This is a genomic window from Mycobacterium venezuelense, from assembly GCF_054919535.1.
Window position 1 is genome coordinate 32983 of sequence record NZ_JBONDW010000021.1, and the last position, 20038, is coordinate 53020.

The window sequence follows — 20038 nt, forward strand, 5'->3', positions numbered from 1 at the left end:
TCACACGGTAAGGGCGTAACCCCGGGTGGCGCAGCGCGGCGAATCCGGTGTCGGCGCAGGTTAACTGATTGCGCCGCCTGCGACTGACGCTCACCAGCCCAAACCTCGGCACCGCACAAGTATTGCGCCACCTGGGACTCGCGAAGAATTTACAATCCGGCTGAGCATAAATCTGCACCGCCTGCCGAGCCGCCCCGGCGGGCGGTTTCAGCCGGCCACGACGTGATGCACTCCGTGCGGCAGCGGGATGCGTTGCACTGCAGTCAGTCCTGGGTCGTCGGCCGACCCGACCCGGTACACCTGCACCCCGGAACCGCCGCCGCCGGGCCGGCCCTCGTACACGGTCGCCAGGAAGTACCGTCCGGTGGAATCGAATGCGCCGCCCTCCGGCAGCACGCCGTCGAGGTGATAGTCGCCGACCTTGCTCAGTTCGCCGGTGTCGCCGTCGAGCCGCAGCAGACTGACGGTCGCGTGGTCGTCGTGCAGCGGCGATCCGGCGGGTACGGCGGTGCCACGCATGTTCACCGTGGCGACCCAGCGGCCATCCGGGCTGATCGCCAACCCCTCCGCCGACTTGTCAGACTCCGCCGTGCCGACCTTGCGCGGCTGATCCGTCCCGGGGTCGCCCATCCGGATCACGCTGAGCGTGGAGCGATCGCTGGGCAACCGCTTGTCCAGGTCCGTCGTGGTGAGGTCGCGGCCCCAGTCCGAAGTCAGATAGTGGCGTCCGTCGGGAGTGAACCGGCCCACGAACGGATCCACCCCGGTGGTGACTGGTTCGCCCCATGGGCGAACGCCCGGCCGGCCGGGAACGGACGTGTCGACCGCGAAGAAGGCGACCCGATTCTGGCTGTCGATGTTCACCGCAAGCGCACGGCCGGTCGGATGCCAGTGCACGTTGGTCGCAGTCAGGCCGCCGCGCGGCGTTCCGGCTTCACCATGGACGCCGAGGGCGGCCAGGTCGAACTGTTCCACCGCTCCGAACCCGTCCGGCGTCCACTCAACGAGCTGCAGCAGCGCCGCGTCCGCCGTATTCGACACCACGGCAATGTGGCTGCCGTCCGGATGCACCGCGAGCGCCTCGGGCGATGGCGCGATCGTGACGACGTCACCGATCACCGGGGCCTGCCAATTCGAAAGGTCGACCGCGAAGAGCCGGTCACCCGGCGCCAGTTGCTGGGCCCTGGTATCGCCGGCGGTGCGCGGTTTGAGTCGCTCGGCCACGAATGCCGTTGTGCCGTCCGGTGTTAACGCGAGGACTTCCGGCGCTGCCGTCACCGAATTCGAAACCTCGACATGCGTGGTGTCCACGACGCCGTCCCGCACGCTGACGGTGCTCAGCAGATCTCGATGGCCTGCCGAGACGGGTGCCAGGATTCCGTCGGCATAGGTGCTCGCCAGATGATCGCCGTCGGACAGGGCGACGAGACGCTGGATCGTGACCGCAGACTCCTCTTCGGGCGGCGTGGCACAGGCAGCGGCGACGACGGCGGTGAGCAGAACGGCAAAGGTGCGCAGTGCGGGCATGCCACCAGCCTCGGCGACGGCTGATTCAGTATCAATCGGTAGTTCAAGGGCTGTGATAGGCACATACGATCACCGGTATGGACCTGCGGTCGGTCGAGTGCTTCATCCGTGTCGCCGAAACGCTGCATTTCGGCCGGGCGGCCACTGACCTTCATCTCAGCCAGCCCGCACTGAGCCAACGCATCCGGACACTCGAACGCGACGTCGGCGCGACCCTGCTGGACCGTGACCGTCGCGGCGTCCGATTGACCGCGGCCGGGCACGCCTTCCTGGCGCCTGCGCGCGCCATGCTAGCCCACGGCGGGCACGCGATCGACGTCGCGAGGCGGGCCGAGCGGGGACTGCACGGCCGGTTGCGCCTCGGCTTCACCGTGATCGCGTCCTACACCCGATTGCCGCGGGCTGTGCAGCGGTTCCGCAGTGCCTTCCCGGACATCACGATCGACTTGGTCGAGATCAATTCGCCCGCGGTCGAAGAGGCGCTCGACCGAGGCGAGATCGACGTCGGTGTGCTGCATCCACCGTTGACGCGAACGCACCTGCGCTGTCAGGAACTTCCCGATGAACCGCTCGTCTTGGCGATCCCGGCAGGGCATGCCCTGTGCGGGCGTGCCACGATCGGATTCGGGGACCTGGACGGTGAATCATTGTTGGCCGCACCGCGAAATGTGGGTCCGGTGCTGTTCGACAAACTCATCGGCTGCTTCCGCGGCGCCGGCGTCGAACCCACCATCGTGCAGGAAGCCACCCCGGTGACGACACTCGCCGGCCTCGTCGCTGCAGGCGCCGGCATCGGTTTCGTCACTCGCGGGGTGGCAGCGGCCACTCGGCCGGGTGTCGTGTTCCGCGAAGTCGTTGGGGCGCCGGGAGTTCCGATGGCGGTCGCCTGGTGCGGGCACGATCCACTACCGACGGGCCGGCAGTTCCTCGATGTTCTCGACGACGTGTGGCGAGACCGTCAGTAACCCAGATTGGTCACGGTGTACGCCAACGGATATGTGCCGAGCTCCTGGCGGCCCGGCCCAGTGACCTTCAGCGGCGCCGGCGCACCGTGGTCGCCGAATGCCGTGGCGAGCTGGCCTGGATCGACGGTGCCGGCCAGCCAATAGGAACCCACTGCGAACGGCACGCTGTTCGACGTGGTCATCTCGGGGCCATCGGACAGCTGAAAGTGCAGATGCGGATTCCTGGCATTCCCGGAGCTGCCGAGCTTGCCGATGACCTGGCCCTTCTTGACCTGGTCGCCGGTCCGCACCGTGATACTGCCGGGTTGGAGGTGGCCGTAGATCGCCCACACTCCGGGCGCAATCTGTTGCGAGACATGATTTCCGGTGTAATCGCGGGGGCCGCGCAGCCCCGTCGCCGGGGTGTTCGGCGCTTGGTCGGGCAGCCCGTCGAAGGTCGCCGCGACCGTTCCATCGACGACCGCGAGGACGTCGGCCCCGAACCCGTACCACTGTTCTTTACGGCTGCCGTCCCCGTCGAACAATCTGCCGTTCCTGCCCTGCACCCAGTCAACCGCGAATTCTTCGACCTTCTTGATCGTGTTGCCGCCCACGGCGAGTCGCGACGCGCGGTGTGGGGCGCCGGACGCACAACAGGCGTTCATGTTGAGCCACTGAGTTCCCTTGAGCGGCGCCGCGATGACCGTGGGTTCGCGCGGGTCCACGGTGAGCTCCGGACCGCTGATCTCGCGGGTACCCACGATCGCCGCGGCTGGCGATGGCCCCGGCTCATACCGGATCCGATGGGTGATCCGCCCCGGCACCTCCTCGGGCGCGGCGGCGAGATCGATCACGGCGGCCAGCGCGCCGCCGGCGGGAACGACGGCGGTCGGCGGTCCGGGAAACAGCGTGCTGGTGACGGCGGCGACATCAGGTCCGTCCAGGGCGAGCAACACCGAACCGTCAGGACCGAGCACCTCGATCGACGTCACGGTCACCGGTGCGCTGAACACGTTCTGCAGGACGAGGTCGTACTCGACATGAGTGCGCCGGTCACTGCCGCCAACACGCACCGGCGGCTTGACCGCCGACACGCTCAGCGCGGTTGTGGTCAACTCGGCCTGCGGAGTGACCGGAACGGCCTCAGGTGGCGCGGCGGACGGCGATGCCGAACAACCGGCCAGGCACAGCAGCCCCAGCGACGCGACTGCGCGACGCAGCACCGACGACGCACGCTCACGACGCCGCCGCATCAGCTAGTTTTCCGGTGTTCCCGCGCCTCGCACCGCCTGCGACGCTGCCCTGATCTGAGGCGTAACGAGCATGACCTGACCGAGCACGCCGTTGACGAATCCGGGTGACTCGTCGGTGGACAGCTCTTTGGCCAACTCGACGGCTTCGTCGACCGCAACGGGTTCAGGGACGTCGTCGGCGTGCAGCAGCTCCCAGACCGCGACGCGCAGGATCGCCCGATCCACGGCGGGCAGGCGCTCCAGCGTCCAGCCCTGCAGGTGCGCAGAGATGAGGTCGTCGATGTGGGCGGCATGTTCGGTGACGCCGCGCGCGACCGTGACCGTATACGGGTTGAGTGGCGCGACGTCGGGCTCGTCCTCGGCCAGCGCGGCGCGGGCGTCCGCGACCGCCTCCGCGGTCAAGCCACGTGCCTCGGCTTCGAACAGCAAGTCGACGGCACGCTTGCGGGCCTGATGGCGGCCCCGGTCGCCACGACGGTCAGGCATGGGGCCGGCCACCAATGCCGTCAGGCATTAACTCGGCCTAGGTAGCTGCCGTCGCGGGTGTCCACCTTGAGCTTGTCGCCCGTGTTGATGAACAGCGGAACCTGGATCTCGGCACCGGTCTCCATCGTGGCGGGCTTGGTGCCCGCGCTGGAGCGGTCGCCCTGCAGGCCGGGCTCGGTGTGGGTGACTTCGAGTTCGACCGACACCGGCAGTTCGAGGTACAGCGGTACACCGTCATGGAATGCGATCTGCACCGGCAGGCTCTCCAACAGGAAACCGGCGGCACGGCCCACGAGCGACTCGGGCAGCGGGTGCTGGTTGAAGTCCTCGGAGTCCATGAAGACGAAATCGCTGCCGTCGCGGTACAGGTAGGTGGCGTCGCGCCGGTCGACCGTGGCGGTCTCCACCTTCACCCCGGCGTTGTACGTCTTGTCGACGACCTTCCCGGAGACGACGTTCTTCAACTTCGTCCGCACGAAGGCCGGGCCCTTGCCGGGCTTGACATGCTGGAATTCGACGATCTGCCACAGTTGGCCGTCGATCTGCAGGACGAGCCCATTCTTGAAGTCGGCAGTCGATGCCATGGTCGGTGTAGCTCCTAGCTTTCTGTCACAGGATGGCCAGTTCCTTGGGGAACCGGGTAAGCAGTTCTGGCGCGGCTGTGTCACCGCCGGTGCCACTGCCGAAGCCCTCGGCGCTTTCGCCGCCGGGCACGACAAGCGTGTCCTCGATCCGGACACCGCCGCGGTCTGGCAGGTAGACACCTGGCTCGACGGTCACCGCAGAGCCAGCAAGCAGTGTACCGGCGGCGGCGGAGTTGATTCCCGGCGCTTCGTGGATCTGCAGCCCGACGCCGTGTCCGAGTCCGTGGCCGAAGTTCTCCGCGTAGCCCGCGTCGGCGATGACCTCACGTGACGCCGCATCGACCGAGCTGAGGACCACCCCGGCCGCCAATGCCTCGCGGCCGGCCCGCTGCGCGGTCGCCACCAGGTCGTAGATGTCACGCTGCCACTGTGCGGCCTGGCCGAGTATGAACGTGCGGGTCATGTCGGAGTGATAGCCCTCGACCGTCGCGCCGAAATCGATCTTCACGAAGTCCCCGACCGCCAGCACGGCGTCAGTCGGACGATGGTGCGGGATCGCGGAGTTGGCACCCGTGGCGACGATCGTCTCGAACGACGGGCCGTCGGCGCCGTGATCGAGCATGAGCGATTCCAGATCGCGACGCACCTCCTTCTCGGTGCGTCCGGGCCGCAGCCCGCCCCGTTCGACCAGATCGGCGAGCGCGGCGTCGGCCGCCTCGCACGCCAGCCGCAGCATTGCGATCTCGCCCGCGTCCTTCACCTCACGCAGTGCCTCGACCGCGCCCGCCGCTCGTACCAATTCGACGCCGTCACCGGCCGCCTTACTCAGGGCCGCGTAGACGTCGACCGTCACGACGTGGCTCTCGAAACCCAGCCGGCGGACACCGTCGGCGGCGGCGCGCGCGGCCAGATGCGGCCCACACGCCCGCTCGATGACGAGTTCGGCGTCCGGCGACTGATGAGCCGCCTGCGTCCGGTAGCGCCCATCGGTCGCGAGAACCGGCATCGCGTCGGACACACGGATCAGCAGCGCGGCGTTCGAACCCGTGAACCCGGACAGATAACGCACGTTGACCAGGTCGGTTACGAGCATGGCGTCCAGGTCGGCAGCCGCAAGACGCTGCCGCAATCGCTCCCTGCGCTGGGAAATAGTCACGGTCTGTGACGCTACTCGCTACGCTGTGCCCCCATGAGCAAGTGGTTACTGCGCGGAGTGGTGTTCGCAACAGCGATGGTCATCGTGCGCTTACTCCAGGGAGCACTGATCAACGCCTCGCCAGGCAACGCCATCTGGTTCAGCGTGGCGCTGCTCGTCGTGTTCGGTATCGCGGTCGCCATCTGGGGACTGCTGGACGGACGCGCCGACGCCCGAAGCAATCCCGACCCGGACCGGCGCGCCGACCTCGCGATGACCTGGCTGCTGGCCGGTCTGTGCGCGGGCATCCTCAGCGGCCTGGTGTCCTGGTTCGTCGGGCTGTTCTACAAGAGCATCTACACCGAGGCGCTGCTCAACGAACTCACGACGTTCGCCGCGTTCACCGCGCTGCTGGTGTTCCTGGTCGCGGTCGCGGGGGTGACGATCGGGCGCTGGATGGTGGACCGCCACACACCCCAGGTCGTGCGCCATCACGGCAGCCATGCCAACGACGACCGTGCTGACACCGACGTATTTGCCGCGGTGAGTGCCAACGGCGCCGACGACACCACCAAGACCACACCGGTGGACTACCCGGAGCAGCCGCGCCAGAGCTGAGCTGCACTCGACGCCGGTGGCGCGGGACCGTTACGAACCGGGTTCCCGCGCCACTTCCGCGTAGGCGGCCGCCAGCAGGGACGGATCCGGACCTTCGAGCCGACCCGGCTTGGCCAGCCCGTCGAGCACGACGAACCTCAACACGCCCGACCGGTTCTTCTTGTCCCCCGCCATGTACTCCATGAGCTGCGGCAGCGCGTCGCCGTCGTAACTCACGGGCAAGCCGAGAGCGGTGAGCACCGACCGATGCCGCTCGGCCGTCTCGTCGTCGAGCCGGCCGGCCAGCCGGCCCAATTCGGCGGCGAACACCAGACCCACCGACACCGCGGCACCGTGGCGCCACTTGTAGCGCTCACGCCGCTCGATGGCATGCGCCAGGGTGTGGCCGTAGTTGAGGATTTCACGCAGCGCCGACTCTTTCTCGTCGGCGGCGACCACTTCGGCCTTGACGGCGACCGCCCGGCGGATCAGCTCCGGTAGCACCGTCCCGGTCGGGTCGAGAGCGGCCTCCGGGTCGGCTTCGATGAGGTCGAGGATGACCGGATCCGCGATGAACCCGGCCTTCACGATCTCGGCCATCCCGGCCACGATCTCGTTGCGCGGCAAGGTTTCCAGTGTGGCGAGGTCGACCATCACCGCGGCGGGCTGATGGAACGCACCCACGAGATTCTTGCCGGCATCGGTGTTGATGCCCGTCTTCCCGCCGACCGCGGCGTCGACCATGCCGAGCAGCGTGGTGGGCACGTGGACGATGTCGACGCCACGCAGCCACGTGGCCGCCGCGAAACCGGCGACATCGGTCGCCGCTCCCCCGCCAAGGCTGACGAGGGCATCCTTGCGTCCGATCCCGATGCGGCCCAACACTTCCCAGATGAAGCCGACGACCGGTAGCTCCTTACCCGATTCGGCATCGGGGATTTCGATGCGATGCGCGTCAATTCCCTTGTCCGCGAGATGGCTTCGAATGGCTTCGGCGGTCTGTGCGAGTACCGGCTGATGCAGGATGGCGACCTTGTGCCGACCCTCCAGGGTCCGGCCCAACTCGCCGAGCAACCCGGTACCGATGACGACCGGGTAGGGCCGGTCAACCAGAACCTCGACGATGACGGGCTCAGTCAATGTGTCGCTCCGCGTTGCGAGCGGCCAGGGCCGCGGGGGTGGGTATGGCTTTCGATTTGGCATTGCCGTTCGACCCGGCCTTGCCGTCGCCGTCGGACGCCGGGCCGCGCCGCCACGGCGGACGGCGCCTGCGCCGGGGCTTGCTCGCCGCGGTTTTCGGCGGCTGCGGGTTCTCCAGTCGGGAGACGATCGTGCGCACCACCGCCCCCGGATTACGCCGGTTGGTGTTGATCCGCATGGTGGCCACGCGTCGGTAGATCGGAACGCGCTGCGACATCAGCGCACGGAACTTCTCGGCGCGGTCACCGCCGGCGAGCAGTGGCCGCACGGTGGTACCACCGGTGCGACGCACACCCTCGGCTGCGCTGATCTCCAGATAGATGACCGTGTGGCCGGCGAGCGCGTCCCGCACGCCCGGTGTGGTGACTGCGCCACCGCCCAGCGACAGCACGCCGTCGTGCGTTTCGAGCGCGGACCGCACGACTTCTTCTTCGATGCGACGGAACTCGCGCTCGCCGTCGTTGGCGAAGATGTCGGCAATGGTGCGGCCGGTGGTTTCCTCGATCGCGGCATCGGTGTCGAGCATCGTCAGGTCCAGCGCCTTGGCCAGGCGGCGGCCGATGGTCGACTTGCCCGAACCGGGCAAGCCGATCAGGACCGCCTTGGGCGCCATCAGCCCAACGCCTGCGCCGCCGGCTCGCGCTGGGCGACCGCGCGTAGGTAGGCGTCGACATTGGCGCGGGTCTCCGCCAAGGAATCCCCACCGAACTTCTCGAGGGCTGCGCGGGCCAGCACCAGCGCCACCATGGTTTCCACCACCACGCCGGCGGCGGGCACCGCGCACACGTCGGAGCGCTGATGGATCGCGACGGCTTCGTCACCGGTCGCCATGTCGACGGTGGCGAGCGCCCGCGGAACCGTCGAGATGGGCTTCATCGCGGCACGGACCCGCAGCGGCTGGCCGTTCGTCATGCCGCCTTCCAGGCCGCCGGCCCGGTTGGTCGAGCGCAGCACACCGTCCGGCCCCGGGTACATCTCGTCGTGGGCGACGCTGCCGCGGCGGCGGGCGGTCTCGAAGCCGTCGCCGATCTCGACGCCCTTGATCGCCTGGATGCCCATGACGGCCCCGGCGAGCTGGCTGTCGAGACGGTTGTCACCGCTCGTGAACGAACCCAGGCCGACCGGCAGGCCGTCGACGACGACCTCGACCACGCCGCCGAGGGTGTCGCCGTCCTTCTTGGCGGCCTCGATCTCGGCGATCATCGAGGTTTCGGCGTCCTTGTCGAACGCGCGCACCGGGCTGTCGTCGATCGCGGCGAGATCGGAGTACTGCGGCGGCGGGCCGTCGTAGGGAGCCGACGCACCGATCGAGATGACGTGGGAGACGACCTCGACCCCGAGGGCTTCACGCAGGAACGCCCTTGCGACCGTGCCTGCGGCGACGCGGGCCGCGGTCTCGCGGGCGCTGGCACGCTCCAGCACCGGGCGGGCATCGTCGAAACCGTATTTGAGCATGCCCGCGTAATCGGCATGGCCAGGCCGCGGACGGGTCAGCGGGGCATTGCGCGCGACATCGAGTTCGGCGTCATCGACCGGGTCGGGGGCCATCACGGTCTCCCACTTCGGCCATTCGGTGTTGCCGATCTCGATCGCGATCGGCCCGCCGAGCGTGCGTCCGTGGCGGACCCCGGCCAGCATCGTGACCTGGTCCTGTTCGAACTTCATGCGGGCGCCCCGGCCATACCCGAGACGACGACGCTTCAGCTGTGCCCCGATCTCATCGGAGGTGATGGGCACGCCGGCGACCATCCCTTCGAGCATGGCCACCAGGGCGCGGCCGTGGGATTCACCAGCAGTCGTCCAACGCAACACGGCTGTCATTCTCCCACGTCGGGTTTTGTCACCTGAAACCCGTGGTCACCGGCGCCGAACGTGAGCATGTTTGCGAGATGTGTGCCGATTCTCGACAACAAGCTCACGCTCGACTACACGAGCACCAATCCGACTGCCGCCGCGCTGGCCAGACACATCGACGGGCCGTGCGGCACGGTCGCGTTGCCGCGTAGCACCGCGACAAGCGCCAGAACCGACGTCAGGATCGGCGCGCCCAAGGCCGCCAACACCCACACGTCGAGCCCGAATGCCCCCGTCATCGCACCAACGCCGAGTGCGAGTTTGACGTCCCCGCCGCCCATCGCTCGCGGGGAGATGATGTGCACGACGCCGTACAGGGCGGCGAGTGCGGCAGCCCCGGCCAGCGCGGCACCGCCGCGGCCACTCCACATCGCGGCACACAGGATCACCACTGCGCCCGGCAGCGTCAGCCAGTTCGGCAGCCGCCGGTGCCGAATGTCGTATGCGCTCAACGCCACGAGCCAGCCGGCCCCGGCGATCACCACCCCCACCAACCGAGGCTAACGGCGCTCAGCGACCGTCCACGGCGCGAATGTGCGCGACGACTTCACCCACGGTCGCGACGAACGCGTCCATGTCCACCTCTGGTCCAACGGGCTGCAACACCACGGTGTGCTCCGGTTGCCCGAGATAGGCGGCGACCGCCGCAGCGATCTCGTCCACTGTTCCGCCGACGCCGTAGCTGTCGTTCGGCAGGCCTTTCTTCTCGGCTTCTTCGGCGAGGAGGCGCCGCCCGTCGGGTCCGGGCGCACATGCCAGGTACTGGACAGTGGCGAATGGGCGTGCGTCGCCCCGTCTCGCCCGCCCGGCGGCGACCTGGTCGAGTGCTGCCCGGGCCGACTCGACGGTGTTTGCGCTGTCGACGATGACGCCGTCGCCGATCTCGCCGGCCACTTGCAGTGTCTTGGGTCCCGTCCCGCCGATCAGCACCGGGACCGGCACATGTGGTGCCCACTCCAGTTGCACGCCGTCCAGACGGACGTAGCGCCCTTCGACGGTGACCGATCGACCGGCCAGCAGATCCCGCAGGGCGCTGACGTATTCACGCAGCAGCGTGAGCGGCGATGACACGGCAGCCCCGGCATGATGCATCCAGCTCTGGACACCGTGGCCGACTCCGACCCGGATGCGGCCCGGGAACATGGTTGCCAGGGTCGCGATCTCCATGGCGGTGGACACCACGTTGCGCAGCGGGGTTGGCAGGACGCCAAGGCCGACGGTGAGGGTGTCGGTGGCCGCGAGAGCAACGGCAGCCTGGGCGATGCCGCCTTGCAGGAAACAGTCCTCCCACAGCCAGAGCTCGTCTGCGCCGTGCTGCACGCATTTTGCGCTGTGCATCAACGTGTCTGGACGGAAGTCGGGTCGAAACACCACCCCGATCCGGGGTTGGCGCGCAAGTTGGGTCACGCCCGTCACCCTACGACCCGGCACCGACCACGACTGAAATTCGGTTGCGCGCTGTGGCACCGTCGAATTCATGCGCACACTCGTCACCGGAAGCTCGGGCCATCTCGGCGAAGCGATCGTCCGCACCCTGCGCGCACGGAATGCTGACGTGGTGGGCCTGGACATCCGCCCCGCCGACTGGACCGATGTGGTCGGGTCGGTGACAGACCGCGACGTGGTTACCGACGCGATGGCCGGGGTCGACGTCGTGCTGCACACCGCGACGCTGCACAAACCTCAGCTGGCATTCGTACCGGGCCAGGCGTTCATCGAAACGAACGTCAGCGGCACGCTCGTGTTGCTGGATGCGGCCGTTGCCGCGGGCGTGCGTGCCTTCGTGATGTCCTCGTCGACAACGGTTTTCGGCGATGCGCTGATCCCCGGGCCCTTGCAGCCGGCAGCGTGGATCGACGAATCGGTCGTGCCCGTGCCCAAGAACATGTACGGCGTCACCAAGGCGGCCGCCGAGGACCTGTGCCAGCTGGCCCACCGAAATCATGGCCTTCCCAGTGTGGTGCTGCGCGTGGCCCGGTTCTTCCCGGAATCCGATGACATGCCCGGTGCGCACGAGGGCCGCAGCGATGACAATGTGAAAGCCGACGAGTTCGCGTCGCGCCGCGTCGCACTCGAGGATTGCGTCAGTGCGCATCTACTGGCCGCCGAAGCTGCCGCGCGTGTCGGATTCGGGCGCTACATCATTTCGGCCAGCACACCGTTCACACGAGAAGACTTGTCGCAGTTGCGAACCGACGCGGCCACGGTGTTCGCCCGGCGGGCACCGCAGGCCGCACAGGTGTGGACGCAACGCGGCTGGCGCTTTCCCACCCGAGTGGATCGGGTGTACGACAACGCCCGTGCCCGCGCGGAGCTGGGCTGGCAACCGGTCTTCGACCTGGCGACGATCGCGGAGATGGTGGCAACCGAGGATACGGTCCGCACTCCCCTGGCGCGGCTCGTCGGCTCCAAGGAGTACGTGCACAGCACGTATCACCGCGGCACGTTCGAACCGTCGCGGTCAGCCGAGTAGCGCGGCCCGCATCGCGTCCTTGGGCGCAGGCATACCGGTGAACTGCTCGACCTGAGTGAATGCCTGGTTCAGCAGCATGTGCAGACCACTGATGACCTCGCCGCCCGCTGCCTCGACGGCCGACGCCAACGGCGTCGGCCACGGATCGTAGATCGAGTCGAGCAGTTTCGGCACGGTGGCCAGTGTGCGCGCATACCGGGCGGCGGCGTCCGCAGGGATGGTGCTGACCGCCACCGACGCGGCAGCCACCACGTCGGTCAACTCGGGGCTCCCGATGTCGCACCAGCTTCCCCTGGCGCCACACCGCTCGGCGAGTTCCACGAGTCGCTCGGCCTTGCCGCCGTCGCGCGCCACCACGCTGATCTGTTGTACGCCAAGCTCGACCAGCCCGACGACGGCCGCAGGCGCGGTGCCGCCCGAGCCGACCACAAGGGCCGATTCACCAGCGGTCCCGAGCGCACCGATCACGCCGTCGACATCGGTGTTGTCCGCGCGCCAACCGCCGGCCGGATTTCGCACCAGGGTGTTCGCCGAACCCACCAGCCGGGCGCGATCGGTGTGTTGATCGGCGAACTGCAGTGCGGCGAACTTGCCGGGCATGGTGACCGACAGGCCGATCCACTCCGGCCCAAGATCACTGACCAACCCGGGCAGCTGCTCGGCGGTGCACTCGATGCGCTCGTAGGTCCAGTCGGTCAGGCCGAGTGCCCGGTAGGCGGCCAGGTGCAGCTGCGGTGACCGCGAGTGGGCGATGGGCGAGCCGAGCACCGCGGCCTTGCGGGCGCTATCGGGCACGGCGGCGGGCCGCCTATCGGGCACGGCGGCGGGCCGCCTATCGGGCACTGTCGAGGACACCGTTGTGCTGTGCCAGTTCGATATTCGCCAAGTGCTCGTTGTAGTCCCGGGTGAACAGGGTGGTGCCCTGCAGGTCGATGGTCACGAAGTACAACCAGTCGCCGGGTGCGGGATGTTCGGCGGCGACCAGCGCATCGGTTCCTGGCGAACATATCGGCGTCTGCGGAAGTCCTTCGCTCGCATAGGTGTTCCACGGCGTCACCTGTGCCCGGTCGGCGTCGGTTGTCGCGACTTCCTGCCGGTCGAGCGAATAGTTCACGGTCGAGTCGAACTCGAGTTTGCGGTGATCGGCCAGCCGGTTGTAGATCACTCTGGCCACCTTCGCGAAGTCCTGCGGCTTGGACTCCCGCTGAACCAGCGAAGCGACGGTCAGGATCTGATACGGCGACATGTTCATCGCCGCAGCGGTGTCGAGCAGTCCGCCCTGCGTGTACATGGTGCTGCTCGAGGCGATCAGCGTCGACAGAATGTCCTGCGCGGAGGCGGCAGGGTCGACGTTCCATGTCCCCGGTGCGATGAGGCCTTCCAGCCGACGATGATCGCTGCCCATCGCCGCGACCGGACCGGTCGCCCATTCCGGCACCGCGAGCGCGGCAGGCGGCGCTGTCCCGGCGGCGGCCCGCAGATCGTCGACGGACACGCAGCGCTGCTCGCCGTCGAGGTCCACACACGAAGCCTGCGATATCAGGCTGAAGATGCCTGCCGTGACGGCGTTGGTCTTGACGTCGGTGATGTCGTCGAGCTGACGTCCTTCAGGGATCGTGAGCTTGCCCACCCGGCTCTCCGGATCAGCCAGTCGCTCAACGGCATTCGCGGCGGGAATTTCGGTCCGCACCTTGTAGAAGCCCGGCTGGATCGCCGAGATCGCCTCGTTTCCCTGCGCGGCGTCGACGAAGGCCTTCACCGTGGCGACCACCTTGTGGTCCTGCAGCGTCTCGCCGATCGCGGTCGTGGAATCACCGTCGTGCACCTGGATCACGACATCGGCCACACCTTCACCCGCGTAATCGCTGCCGCCGCCGGACATGCCGTGCCACAGCTTGGAGCCGAGGAACACCGCACCGACGGCCACCATGATCAGCAGTGCCAGCGACAGGCCCCTGGCCAGCCGCCGTTTCCGGTTGTTGCGCGCCTGGCGGACCCGCTCGGCGCGGCTCATCCCGCGTCTCGGTGGCCCCACCGAAACCGGTTGCGCTCGCTCGGCACCCCACTTTTCAGCCATCCGTGCCCTCTCCGCGCGCGGCCAGGGTCGCGCGCCGCTGGTCCAACCAGCTCTGCAGAATGCCGACCGCTGCAGCCTGGTCGATCACCGCTTTCTGTCCTTTTGCCCGAACGCCTGCCTCGCGCAGCGAGCGCTGCGCGGAGACGGTGGTGAGCCGTTCGTCGGCCAGCCGCACAGGTATCGGAGCAATGCGGCCGGCCAGCAGCTCGGCGACGTCCATCGCGTCGTGGGCCGAGGTTCCGGCCCGGTCGGCAAGCGTGCGCGGCAAACCCACCACGACCTCGACCGCCTCGTATTCGCGTACCAATGCCGCCAACCGGCGCACATGCTTGCCCGACTTGTCGCGTTTGTCGCGCGCGACGGTCTCGACCGGTGTGGCCAGGATGCCGTCCGGGTCGCTCGTGGCCACACCGATGCGCACCGTTCCGACGTCGATGCCGATCCGCCGGCCGCGTCCGGGGTCGTCTTCCCCTGGACGGTCCGGCAGCCGGTCGTCGGTACTGGCCACGAACTAACCCCGGCCGATCTCAGCGCGTAGCGCGGCCAATGCCGCGTCGATACCCGCTGCCCCCTTACCCGAACCCTGCGCCAGATCGGCCTTGCCGCCGCCACGACCGTTGACCGCCGCGCCGAACTGCTTGACCAGATCGTTGGCGCGCAACCCCAGATCCTGCGCCGCTGGGTTGACTGCCACCACGAATGGCACTGTGTCGTTGTCGCCTTCTGCGATCAACGCGACCACTGCGGGTTCAGCGCCCAGCTTGCCGCGGATGTCACCGACCAGGCTACGCAGATCGCCTGCCGACATTCCGCCGGCCATCCGCTGCGCCACCAGACGCACCTTACCGACGACCTCCGCGCCGGCAGCCGCGTTGGCCGCCGCGGCCCGCGCATTGGCGAGGCGCAGCTTCTCGAGTTCCTTCTCGGCCGCCTTCAGTCGCTCGACCAGGTTGGCGACGCGAGCCGGGACCTCTTCGGACGGCACCTTCAACGACGAGGCAAGGCCTGCCATGAGCGCGCGTTCCTTGGCCAGGTGCCGGAACGACTCCAAACCGACATAGGCCTCCACGCGGCGCACGCCCGAACCCACCGACGACTCGCCGAGAATCGTGACCGGGCCGATCTGCGCCGAATTGTGCACGTGGGTCCCGCCGCACAGTTCCAAGGAGAACGGGCCGCCGATCTCGACCACCCGCACCTCGTCGGGGTAGTTCTCGCCGAACAGCGCCATCGCGCCCATCGCCTTGGCATTCTCCAACGCGGTGTTAAAGGTGTGCACCTCGTAATCCGCCTCGACGGCTTCGTTGGTGACTTCCTCTATCTGGGTCCGCTGATCTTCGGTCAGCGCGCCCTGCCAGTTGAAGTCGAACCGCAGATAACCGGGGCGGTTCAGCGATCCGGCCTGGACGGCGTTGGGGCCAAGCACCTGCCGGAGCGCCGCGTGAACCATGTGCGTGCCGGAGTGTCCCTGGGTCGCGCCGTGGCGCCACTTCGGGTCGACGGACGCGGTGACGGTGTCGCCCTCGACGAACTCGCCCGATTCGACGTTGACGCGGTGTGCCCATAGCGTTTTCGCGATCTTCTGCACATCCGTGACGGCCGCCTTGGCGGTGCCGGAGGCGCCCGTGCCGCTGATCGAGCCCTCGTCGGCGATCTGGCCACCGGATTCGGCGTAGAAGGGGGTGCGATCCAGGATGAGTTCCACACGATCGGCCGCCAGCCCGTCATGCGACACCACCGGCACGCGCCTGCCGTCCACGAAGATTCCGAGAATCCTTGCCTCGGAGGACAATTCGTTGAATCCGGTGAACTCGGTTGGCCCGGCGTCGACCAGTTCGCGGTATGCCGACAGGTCGGTGTGCGCCTGCTTGCGCGCGGCCGCGTCGGCCTTGGCGCGCTGGCGCTGCTGGGCCATCAGGCCGCGGAAACCTTCTTCGTCCACCGACAGGCCGGCCTCGGCGGCCATCTCCAGGGTGAGGTCGATCGGGAATCCGTAGGTGTCGTGCAGGGTGAACGCGTCGTTGCCGGACAACACCTTCGAACCCGATTTCTTGGTCGCCGCGGCGGCTTCGTCGAACAGGCGCGAACCCGATACGAGGGTGCGGTTGAACGCGGTCTCTTCGGCGACTGCGATGCGGTTGATGCGCTCGAAGTCGGTGACCAGTTCCGGGTACGACGGGCCCATCTCATCGCGCACCGTGGTCATCAGGTCGCTCATGATCGGCTGCTCGACCCCGAGCAGTTTGGCGGCGCGAATGATGCGGCGCAGCAGACGGCGCAGCACATAGCCGCGGCCCTCGTTGCCCGGGCTGACGCCGTCACCGATGATGATCGCCGCGGTGCGGCTGTGGTCGCCGATGATGCGGTAGCGGACATCGTCTTCGTGGTTGCCCGCGCCGTATCCGCGGGGCGCGATCCCGGCGACGAGATCGATCACCGGACGCACCAGATCGGTCTCGTAGACGTTGTCGACGCCCTGCAGCAGGCACGCGATGCGCTCGACGCCCATCCCGGTGTCGATGTTCTTGCGCGGCAGCGGGCCGAGGATCTCGAAGTCGTCCTTCGAGGTGCCCTCACCGCGCTCGTTCTGCATGAACACGAGATTCCAGATCTCGATATAGCGGTCCTCGTTGGCCTCGGGCCCGCCCTCGATCCCGTACTCGGGTCCGCGGTCGTAGTAGATCTCCGAACACGGACCGCATGGACCGGGGATGCCCATCGACCAATAGTTGTCGGCCATGCCGCGACGCTGGATGCGCTCAAGCGGCAGCCCGGCCACTTCCTGCCACAGGCCGATGGCCTCGTCGTCGTCGAGATAGACGGTGGCCCAGAGCCTTTCCGGATCGAATCCGTAGCCGCCCTCGGAGACCGGGTTGGTCAGGAGGGTCCAGGCCAGCTCGATCGCGCCCTTCTTGAAGTAGTCGCCGAACGAGAAGTTGCCGGCCATCTGGAAGAACGTGTTGTGCCGGGTGGTGATGCCGACCTCATCGATGTCGGGTGTGCGGATGCACTTCTGCACGCTCGTGGCACGGTCCCACGGTGGCGTGCGCTGACCGAGGAAGTAGGGCACGAACTGCACCATGCCGGCATTGACGAACAGCAAGTTGGGGTCGTCGAGGATCACCGAGGCACTGGGCACCTCGGTGTGGCCCGCCTTCACGAAATGATCGAGGAAGCGCTTCCTGATCTCGTGTGTCTGCACGTCGTTTATGTCCTCGTGTCGTAGATGGTCGCGTTGGTCTCAATGGTCCGCAATGAGGTCGGAATAGTCACCGTGCTGTCTGACCCGACTATTTCGACCGCCTTACATTACCGGTCAGCACCTTCGCCCTGAACACGGCAATGATCCCGTACCGGTCGCATCATGCCGCCAGAAAACTCAGCCGCACCGAACGCTGCGGGTTGTCGCGGTTGAGGTCGACCAGCACGACGCTCTGCCAGGTTCCCAGCAGCGGCCGGCCCGCCTGTACCGGCAACGTCACCGACGGCGACACCAGGGCCGGCAGCACGTGGTCGGCGCCGTGACCGAACGAGCCGTGCGCGTGCCGGTAGCGGTCGTCGCGCGGCAACAGCCGCTCCAGGGTGTCGATGAGGTCATCGTCGGAACCGGCTCCGGTTTCGATGATCGCCACACCCGCGGTGGCATGCGGGACGAATACGTTGCACAGACCGTCCCGGTACGTCCCGCAGAACGTGCGCACGTCGCCGGTGAGATCGACGATGCGGCGCCGCGAGGTGTCGACGTCGATCAGGTTGGTGTCCATCTATTCAGCCTACGAGGCGGCGCCGCACCCATTGCCACCTGCGAAGCAGCGGAGGAAGGTAGTGGATGGACCGGTGGCGCCACCGGGGCGCTGCCCTGGCAGGAAGGGGTGGATCGTGTTCGCACGCTCTACCACGATCACGGCGCACAACGGCCCGGATCAGCGGGCCATAAACGCAGGTATCGCGCACGTCCGCGACGAGGTCATGCCTGCGCTCGACGCAGTGGCCGGCTGTGTCGGCCTGTCATTGATGGTCGACCGGGAATCCGGTCGCTGCATCGCCACGTCGGCGTGGCGGTCCGAGGAAGCCATGCACGCGAGCGAACCGATCCTTGCGCCGATTCGTCATCGCGCGGTCGAGGTGTTCGCCGGCAGCGCCGAGGTCGACGAGTGGGAGATCGCGGTGGTCCATCGCGAGCAGTACACCGGACCCGGCGCCTGCGTCCGGGCGACCTGGTTGCGGGCCCGTCCCGAACAGTTCGACCGGGCGATCGAGTTCTACCGGAGCTCAGTGCTTCCGTCGCTGGAAGAACTCGAGGGGTTCTGCAGTGCCAGCCTGATGCTGGACCGCAGCTCGGGCAGGGCGGTGTCCTCGGTCACGTTCGACAGCGCGGCGGCGATGGAACGAAACCGCGATCAGGCCCGCTCGTTGCGCACGGCGCGACTGCGCGACCTCGGCGCAGACCAGCTCGACGTCGGCGAGTTCGAGCTCGTGCTGGCTCATCTGCGCGTTCCGGAGATGGCCTGACCGAGAACAGGTTCACAATTGACGGTTCCGTTTGGGCGGTGATCACCCGGGGTATCTCCCCTCCAGCCCAACCAGCTCTGGAGGAGAAATGACCATCACCGGCATCATCAGCGCGATCCTGATCGGCATTGTCGTCGGCGTGATCGGCCGCTTAGTTGTTCCTGGCAGACAACCCATCGGGTTCCTCGTGACGATCCTGGTCGGAATCGTCTCGGCTTTCGTCGGCAGCGCGATCGCACGTGCGCTGGGCATACCGACCGTGACCAACGGCATCGACTGGCTCGAGTTGCTCGTCCAGGTCATCGTCGCAGCCCTCGGCGTCGCCCTCGTGTCGGCACTGATGGGTCGTCGACGTACCGGACTCATGGGCGGTCGACGTTCAGGTCTGCTTCGCTGACCCACAAACCACTCGACGCGCACGGTCCCGGCTTGCATTGCGGCCGGGACCGTCGCATGCGCGGGCCATTCCGACGAAACAGATTGCGCCGAAACAACTGTCAGAGCTTGGGGAGCAACGCGTCGAGCTTGTCGTAGCCCTCGACCATGCCACCTTCCATACCCGAGGAGAGCAGCGCGTCACGCGCCTCGGTGTTCGGGCAGATCGATCGGCCGCGCAACGCGCTACGCCCGCCGCCGAGGTCTTCGAACCACATGAACTCGATGTTCACCATGTCCGGCGCGCCCTCGAACTCGAAGGTCTGGATCACGAGTTCATCGGGCCGCACAGTGTGAAACACCCCGTTGAAGCGGTACTCGCCGGACTGATCGACGTGCACGTAGCGGTAACCACCTCCGGTTTCGAAGTCCCACCGCTCGATCCGCATTTCCAGCCCGTGCGGCCCCAGCCACTGCTTGACCAGGTCTGCCTCGGCATGAGCCCGGAACAGGGCCGCGACCGGCGCATTGAACTCCCTGGTGAAGTCCATGGCCAAGGTGTCGACCGGAGCGTTGAGGTTGAGTGCGTTGGTCATTTCTTCTCCTCCTGAGCGGTGTCGGTTTTCGGTGAGATCTGCGCCAGCAGGTCGTCCAGCCGGCGATAACTGCGTTCGGCGTTGAGCCGATAACGGTCGATCCATGCGGTCAGCCCTTCCAGCGCTGCCGCGTCGAGGTGGACCGGTCTGCGCTGAGCGTCACGGCTGCGGGTGACGAGCCCCGCGTGTTCGAGCACCTGAATGTGTTTGGACACAGCCTGTTTGGTGATGTCGAACGGTGCCGCCAACTCGTTGACGGTGGCCGGGCCGCGCGACAATCGCGCCACGATGGCCCGCCGCACCGGGTCCGCGAGCGCCATGAAGGCGCGGTCCAGCTGCGAATCGGCATCGCCATCACTCTCCATATCAACCTTTGAGTTGATCAATCAATTGGTTGACTACAAACGTAGGAGCCGTTTCCGCGG

The 20038-nt window shown here is 67.5% G+C and carries 21 protein-coding genes and 1 pseudogene; 5 read left to right on the forward strand and 17 right to left on the reverse strand.

Going from position 1 to position 20038, the window contains the following annotated elements; all coding sequences use genetic code 11:
* Window positions 1–207 precede the first annotated feature (207 nt).
* Window positions 208–1527 carry a lactonase family protein gene (locus tag ACRCUN_RS27715; protein ID WP_462144832.1) on the reverse strand — a complete coding sequence of 440 codons (1320 nt, stop codon included), beginning with the start codon at window positions 1525–1527 and terminating at the stop codon, window positions 208–210.
* A gap of 77 nt (window positions 1528–1604) precedes the next feature.
* Between ACRCUN_RS27715 and ACRCUN_RS27720 the strand changes: the two genes are divergently transcribed.
* Window positions 1605–2492: a LysR substrate-binding domain-containing protein gene (locus ACRCUN_RS27720; RefSeq protein WP_462144833.1), complete on the forward strand. Its 888-nt coding sequence runs from the start codon at window positions 1605–1607 to the stop codon at window positions 2490–2492.
* On the opposite strand, the gene ACRCUN_RS27725 is transcribed toward ACRCUN_RS27720, so the two are convergent.
* The 4 genes from ACRCUN_RS27725 to ACRCUN_RS27740 are packed head-to-tail and all read right to left on the reverse strand — an operon-like array spanning window position 2486 to window position 5950.
* A complete protein-coding gene (locus ACRCUN_RS27725) occupies window positions 2486–3724 on the reverse strand; it encodes a M23 family metallopeptidase (RefSeq protein WP_462144834.1) in 1239 nt (412 codons plus the stop codon). The genes ACRCUN_RS27720 and ACRCUN_RS27725 overlap by 7 nt on opposite strands.
* Window positions 3725–3727: 3 nt before the next feature.
* On the reverse strand, window positions 3728–4210 hold the full coding sequence (gene nusB, locus ACRCUN_RS27730; RefSeq protein WP_462144835.1) for a transcription antitermination factor NusB: 483 nt from the start codon (window positions 4208–4210) through the stop codon (window positions 3728–3730).
* Window positions 4211–4230: 20 nt separating this feature from the next.
* On the reverse strand, window positions 4231–4794 hold the full coding sequence (gene efp / locus ACRCUN_RS27735) for an elongation factor P (RefSeq protein ID WP_067845106.1): 564 nt from the start codon (window positions 4792–4794) through the stop codon (window positions 4231–4233).
* A 25-nt stretch (window positions 4795–4819) separates the two neighbouring features.
* Window positions 4820–5950 (reverse strand): aminopeptidase P family protein, encoded by a 1131-nt coding sequence (locus ACRCUN_RS27740; protein WP_462144836.1) that lies wholly within the window; start codon window positions 5948–5950, stop codon window positions 4820–4822.
* A 33-nt stretch (window positions 5951–5983) separates the two neighbouring features.
* On the opposite strand from ACRCUN_RS27740, the gene ACRCUN_RS27745 reads away from it, so the two are divergent.
* Window positions 5984–6547 carry a B-4DMT family transporter gene (locus ACRCUN_RS27745; RefSeq protein WP_462144837.1) on the forward strand — a complete coding sequence of 188 codons (564 nt, stop codon included), beginning with the start codon at window positions 5984–5986 and terminating at the stop codon, window positions 6545–6547.
* 30 nt (window positions 6548–6577) lie between these two features.
* Here the strand turns inward: ACRCUN_RS27745 and aroB are convergent, their stop codons facing one another.
* The 5 genes and pseudogenes from aroB to ACRCUN_RS27770 form a co-directional block, all read right to left on the reverse strand.
* Complete coding sequence (gene aroB / locus ACRCUN_RS27750; protein WP_462144838.1) at window positions 6578–7666, reverse strand: 3-dehydroquinate synthase; 1089 nt, start codon at window positions 7664–7666, stop codon at window positions 6578–6580.
* A gap of 148 nt (window positions 7667–7814) precedes the next feature.
* Window positions 7815–8339 (reverse strand): annotated as a pseudogene (locus ACRCUN_RS27755) (shikimate kinase); the annotation flags it as partial.
* Complete coding sequence (gene aroC, locus ACRCUN_RS27760) at window positions 8339–9538, reverse strand: chorismate synthase (protein ID WP_462144920.1); 1200 nt, start codon at window positions 9536–9538, stop codon at window positions 8339–8341. The gene aroC and the pseudogene ACRCUN_RS27755, both read right to left, overlap by 1 nt.
* 113 nt (window positions 9539–9651) lie before the next feature.
* Complete coding sequence (locus tag ACRCUN_RS27765) at window positions 9652–10071, reverse strand: prepilin peptidase (RefSeq protein ID WP_462144839.1); 420 nt, start codon at window positions 10069–10071, stop codon at window positions 9652–9654.
* A gap of 19 nt (window positions 10072–10090) precedes the next feature.
* Window positions 10091–10987 (reverse strand): LLM class flavin-dependent oxidoreductase, encoded by an 897-nt coding sequence (locus ACRCUN_RS27770; protein ID WP_462144840.1) that lies wholly within the window; start codon window positions 10985–10987, stop codon window positions 10091–10093.
* A gap of 70 nt (window positions 10988–11057) precedes the next feature.
* Between ACRCUN_RS27770 and ACRCUN_RS27775 the strand changes: the two genes are divergently transcribed.
* A complete protein-coding gene (locus ACRCUN_RS27775; RefSeq protein ID WP_462144841.1) occupies window positions 11058–12053 on the forward strand; it encodes an NAD-dependent epimerase/dehydratase family protein in 996 nt (331 codons plus the stop codon).
* Here ACRCUN_RS27775 and ACRCUN_RS27780 read toward each other — a convergent pair.
* From ACRCUN_RS27780 to ACRCUN_RS27800, 5 genes are all read right to left on the reverse strand, one after another.
* On the reverse strand, window positions 12042–12872 hold the full coding sequence (locus ACRCUN_RS27780; protein ID WP_462144842.1) for a shikimate dehydrogenase: 831 nt from the start codon (window positions 12870–12872) through the stop codon (window positions 12042–12044). The two genes, ACRCUN_RS27775 and ACRCUN_RS27780, sit on opposite strands and share 12 nt — an antisense overlap.
* A gap of 13 nt (window positions 12873–12885) precedes the next feature.
* A complete protein-coding gene (locus tag ACRCUN_RS27785; RefSeq protein ID WP_462144843.1) occupies window positions 12886–14130 on the reverse strand; it encodes an endolytic transglycosylase MltG in 1245 nt (414 codons plus the stop codon).
* Entirely contained in the window at window positions 14123–14638 is a 516-nt protein-coding gene (gene ruvX, locus ACRCUN_RS27790; protein WP_462144844.1) for a Holliday junction resolvase RuvX, read from the reverse strand. Before ruvX ends, ACRCUN_RS27785 begins: the two co-directional genes overlap by 8 nt.
* Window positions 14639–14641: 3 nt before the next feature.
* Window positions 14642–17332 (reverse strand): alanine--tRNA ligase, encoded by a 2691-nt coding sequence (gene alaS / locus ACRCUN_RS27795; protein WP_462144845.1) that lies wholly within the window; start codon window positions 17330–17332, stop codon window positions 14642–14644.
* Window positions 17333–17492: 160 nt separating this feature from the next.
* Window positions 17493–17882, reverse strand: coding sequence for a secondary thiamine-phosphate synthase enzyme YjbQ (locus ACRCUN_RS27800; protein WP_462144921.1), 390 nt, complete (start codon window positions 17880–17882; stop codon window positions 17493–17495).
* A gap of 127 nt (window positions 17883–18009) precedes the next feature.
* Here ACRCUN_RS27800 and ACRCUN_RS27805 point away from each other — a divergent pair, with 127 nt between their 5' ends.
* Both ACRCUN_RS27805 and ACRCUN_RS27810 read left to right on the forward strand, forming a co-directional pair.
* Window positions 18010–18642 (forward strand): hypothetical protein, encoded by a 633-nt coding sequence (locus ACRCUN_RS27805; RefSeq protein WP_462144846.1) that lies wholly within the window; start codon window positions 18010–18012, stop codon window positions 18640–18642.
* A gap of 88 nt (window positions 18643–18730) precedes the next feature.
* The gene (locus ACRCUN_RS27810; protein WP_462144847.1) at window positions 18731–19039 is read left to right on the forward strand and encodes a GlsB/YeaQ/YmgE family stress response membrane protein; all 309 of its coding nucleotides are present in this window, start codon (window positions 18731–18733) and stop codon (window positions 19037–19039) included.
* Window positions 19040–19139: 100 nt separating this feature from the next.
* Here the strand turns inward: ACRCUN_RS27810 and ACRCUN_RS27815 are convergent, their stop codons facing one another.
* Entirely contained in the window at window positions 19140–19613 is a 474-nt protein-coding gene (locus tag ACRCUN_RS27815; protein WP_462144848.1) for an SRPBCC family protein, read from the reverse strand.
* On the reverse strand, window positions 19610–19978 hold the full coding sequence (locus tag ACRCUN_RS27820) for an ArsR/SmtB family transcription factor (RefSeq protein WP_462144849.1): 369 nt from the start codon (window positions 19976–19978) through the stop codon (window positions 19610–19612). Before ACRCUN_RS27820 ends, ACRCUN_RS27815 begins: the two co-directional genes overlap by 4 nt.
* Window positions 19979–20038 lie beyond the last annotated feature (60 nt).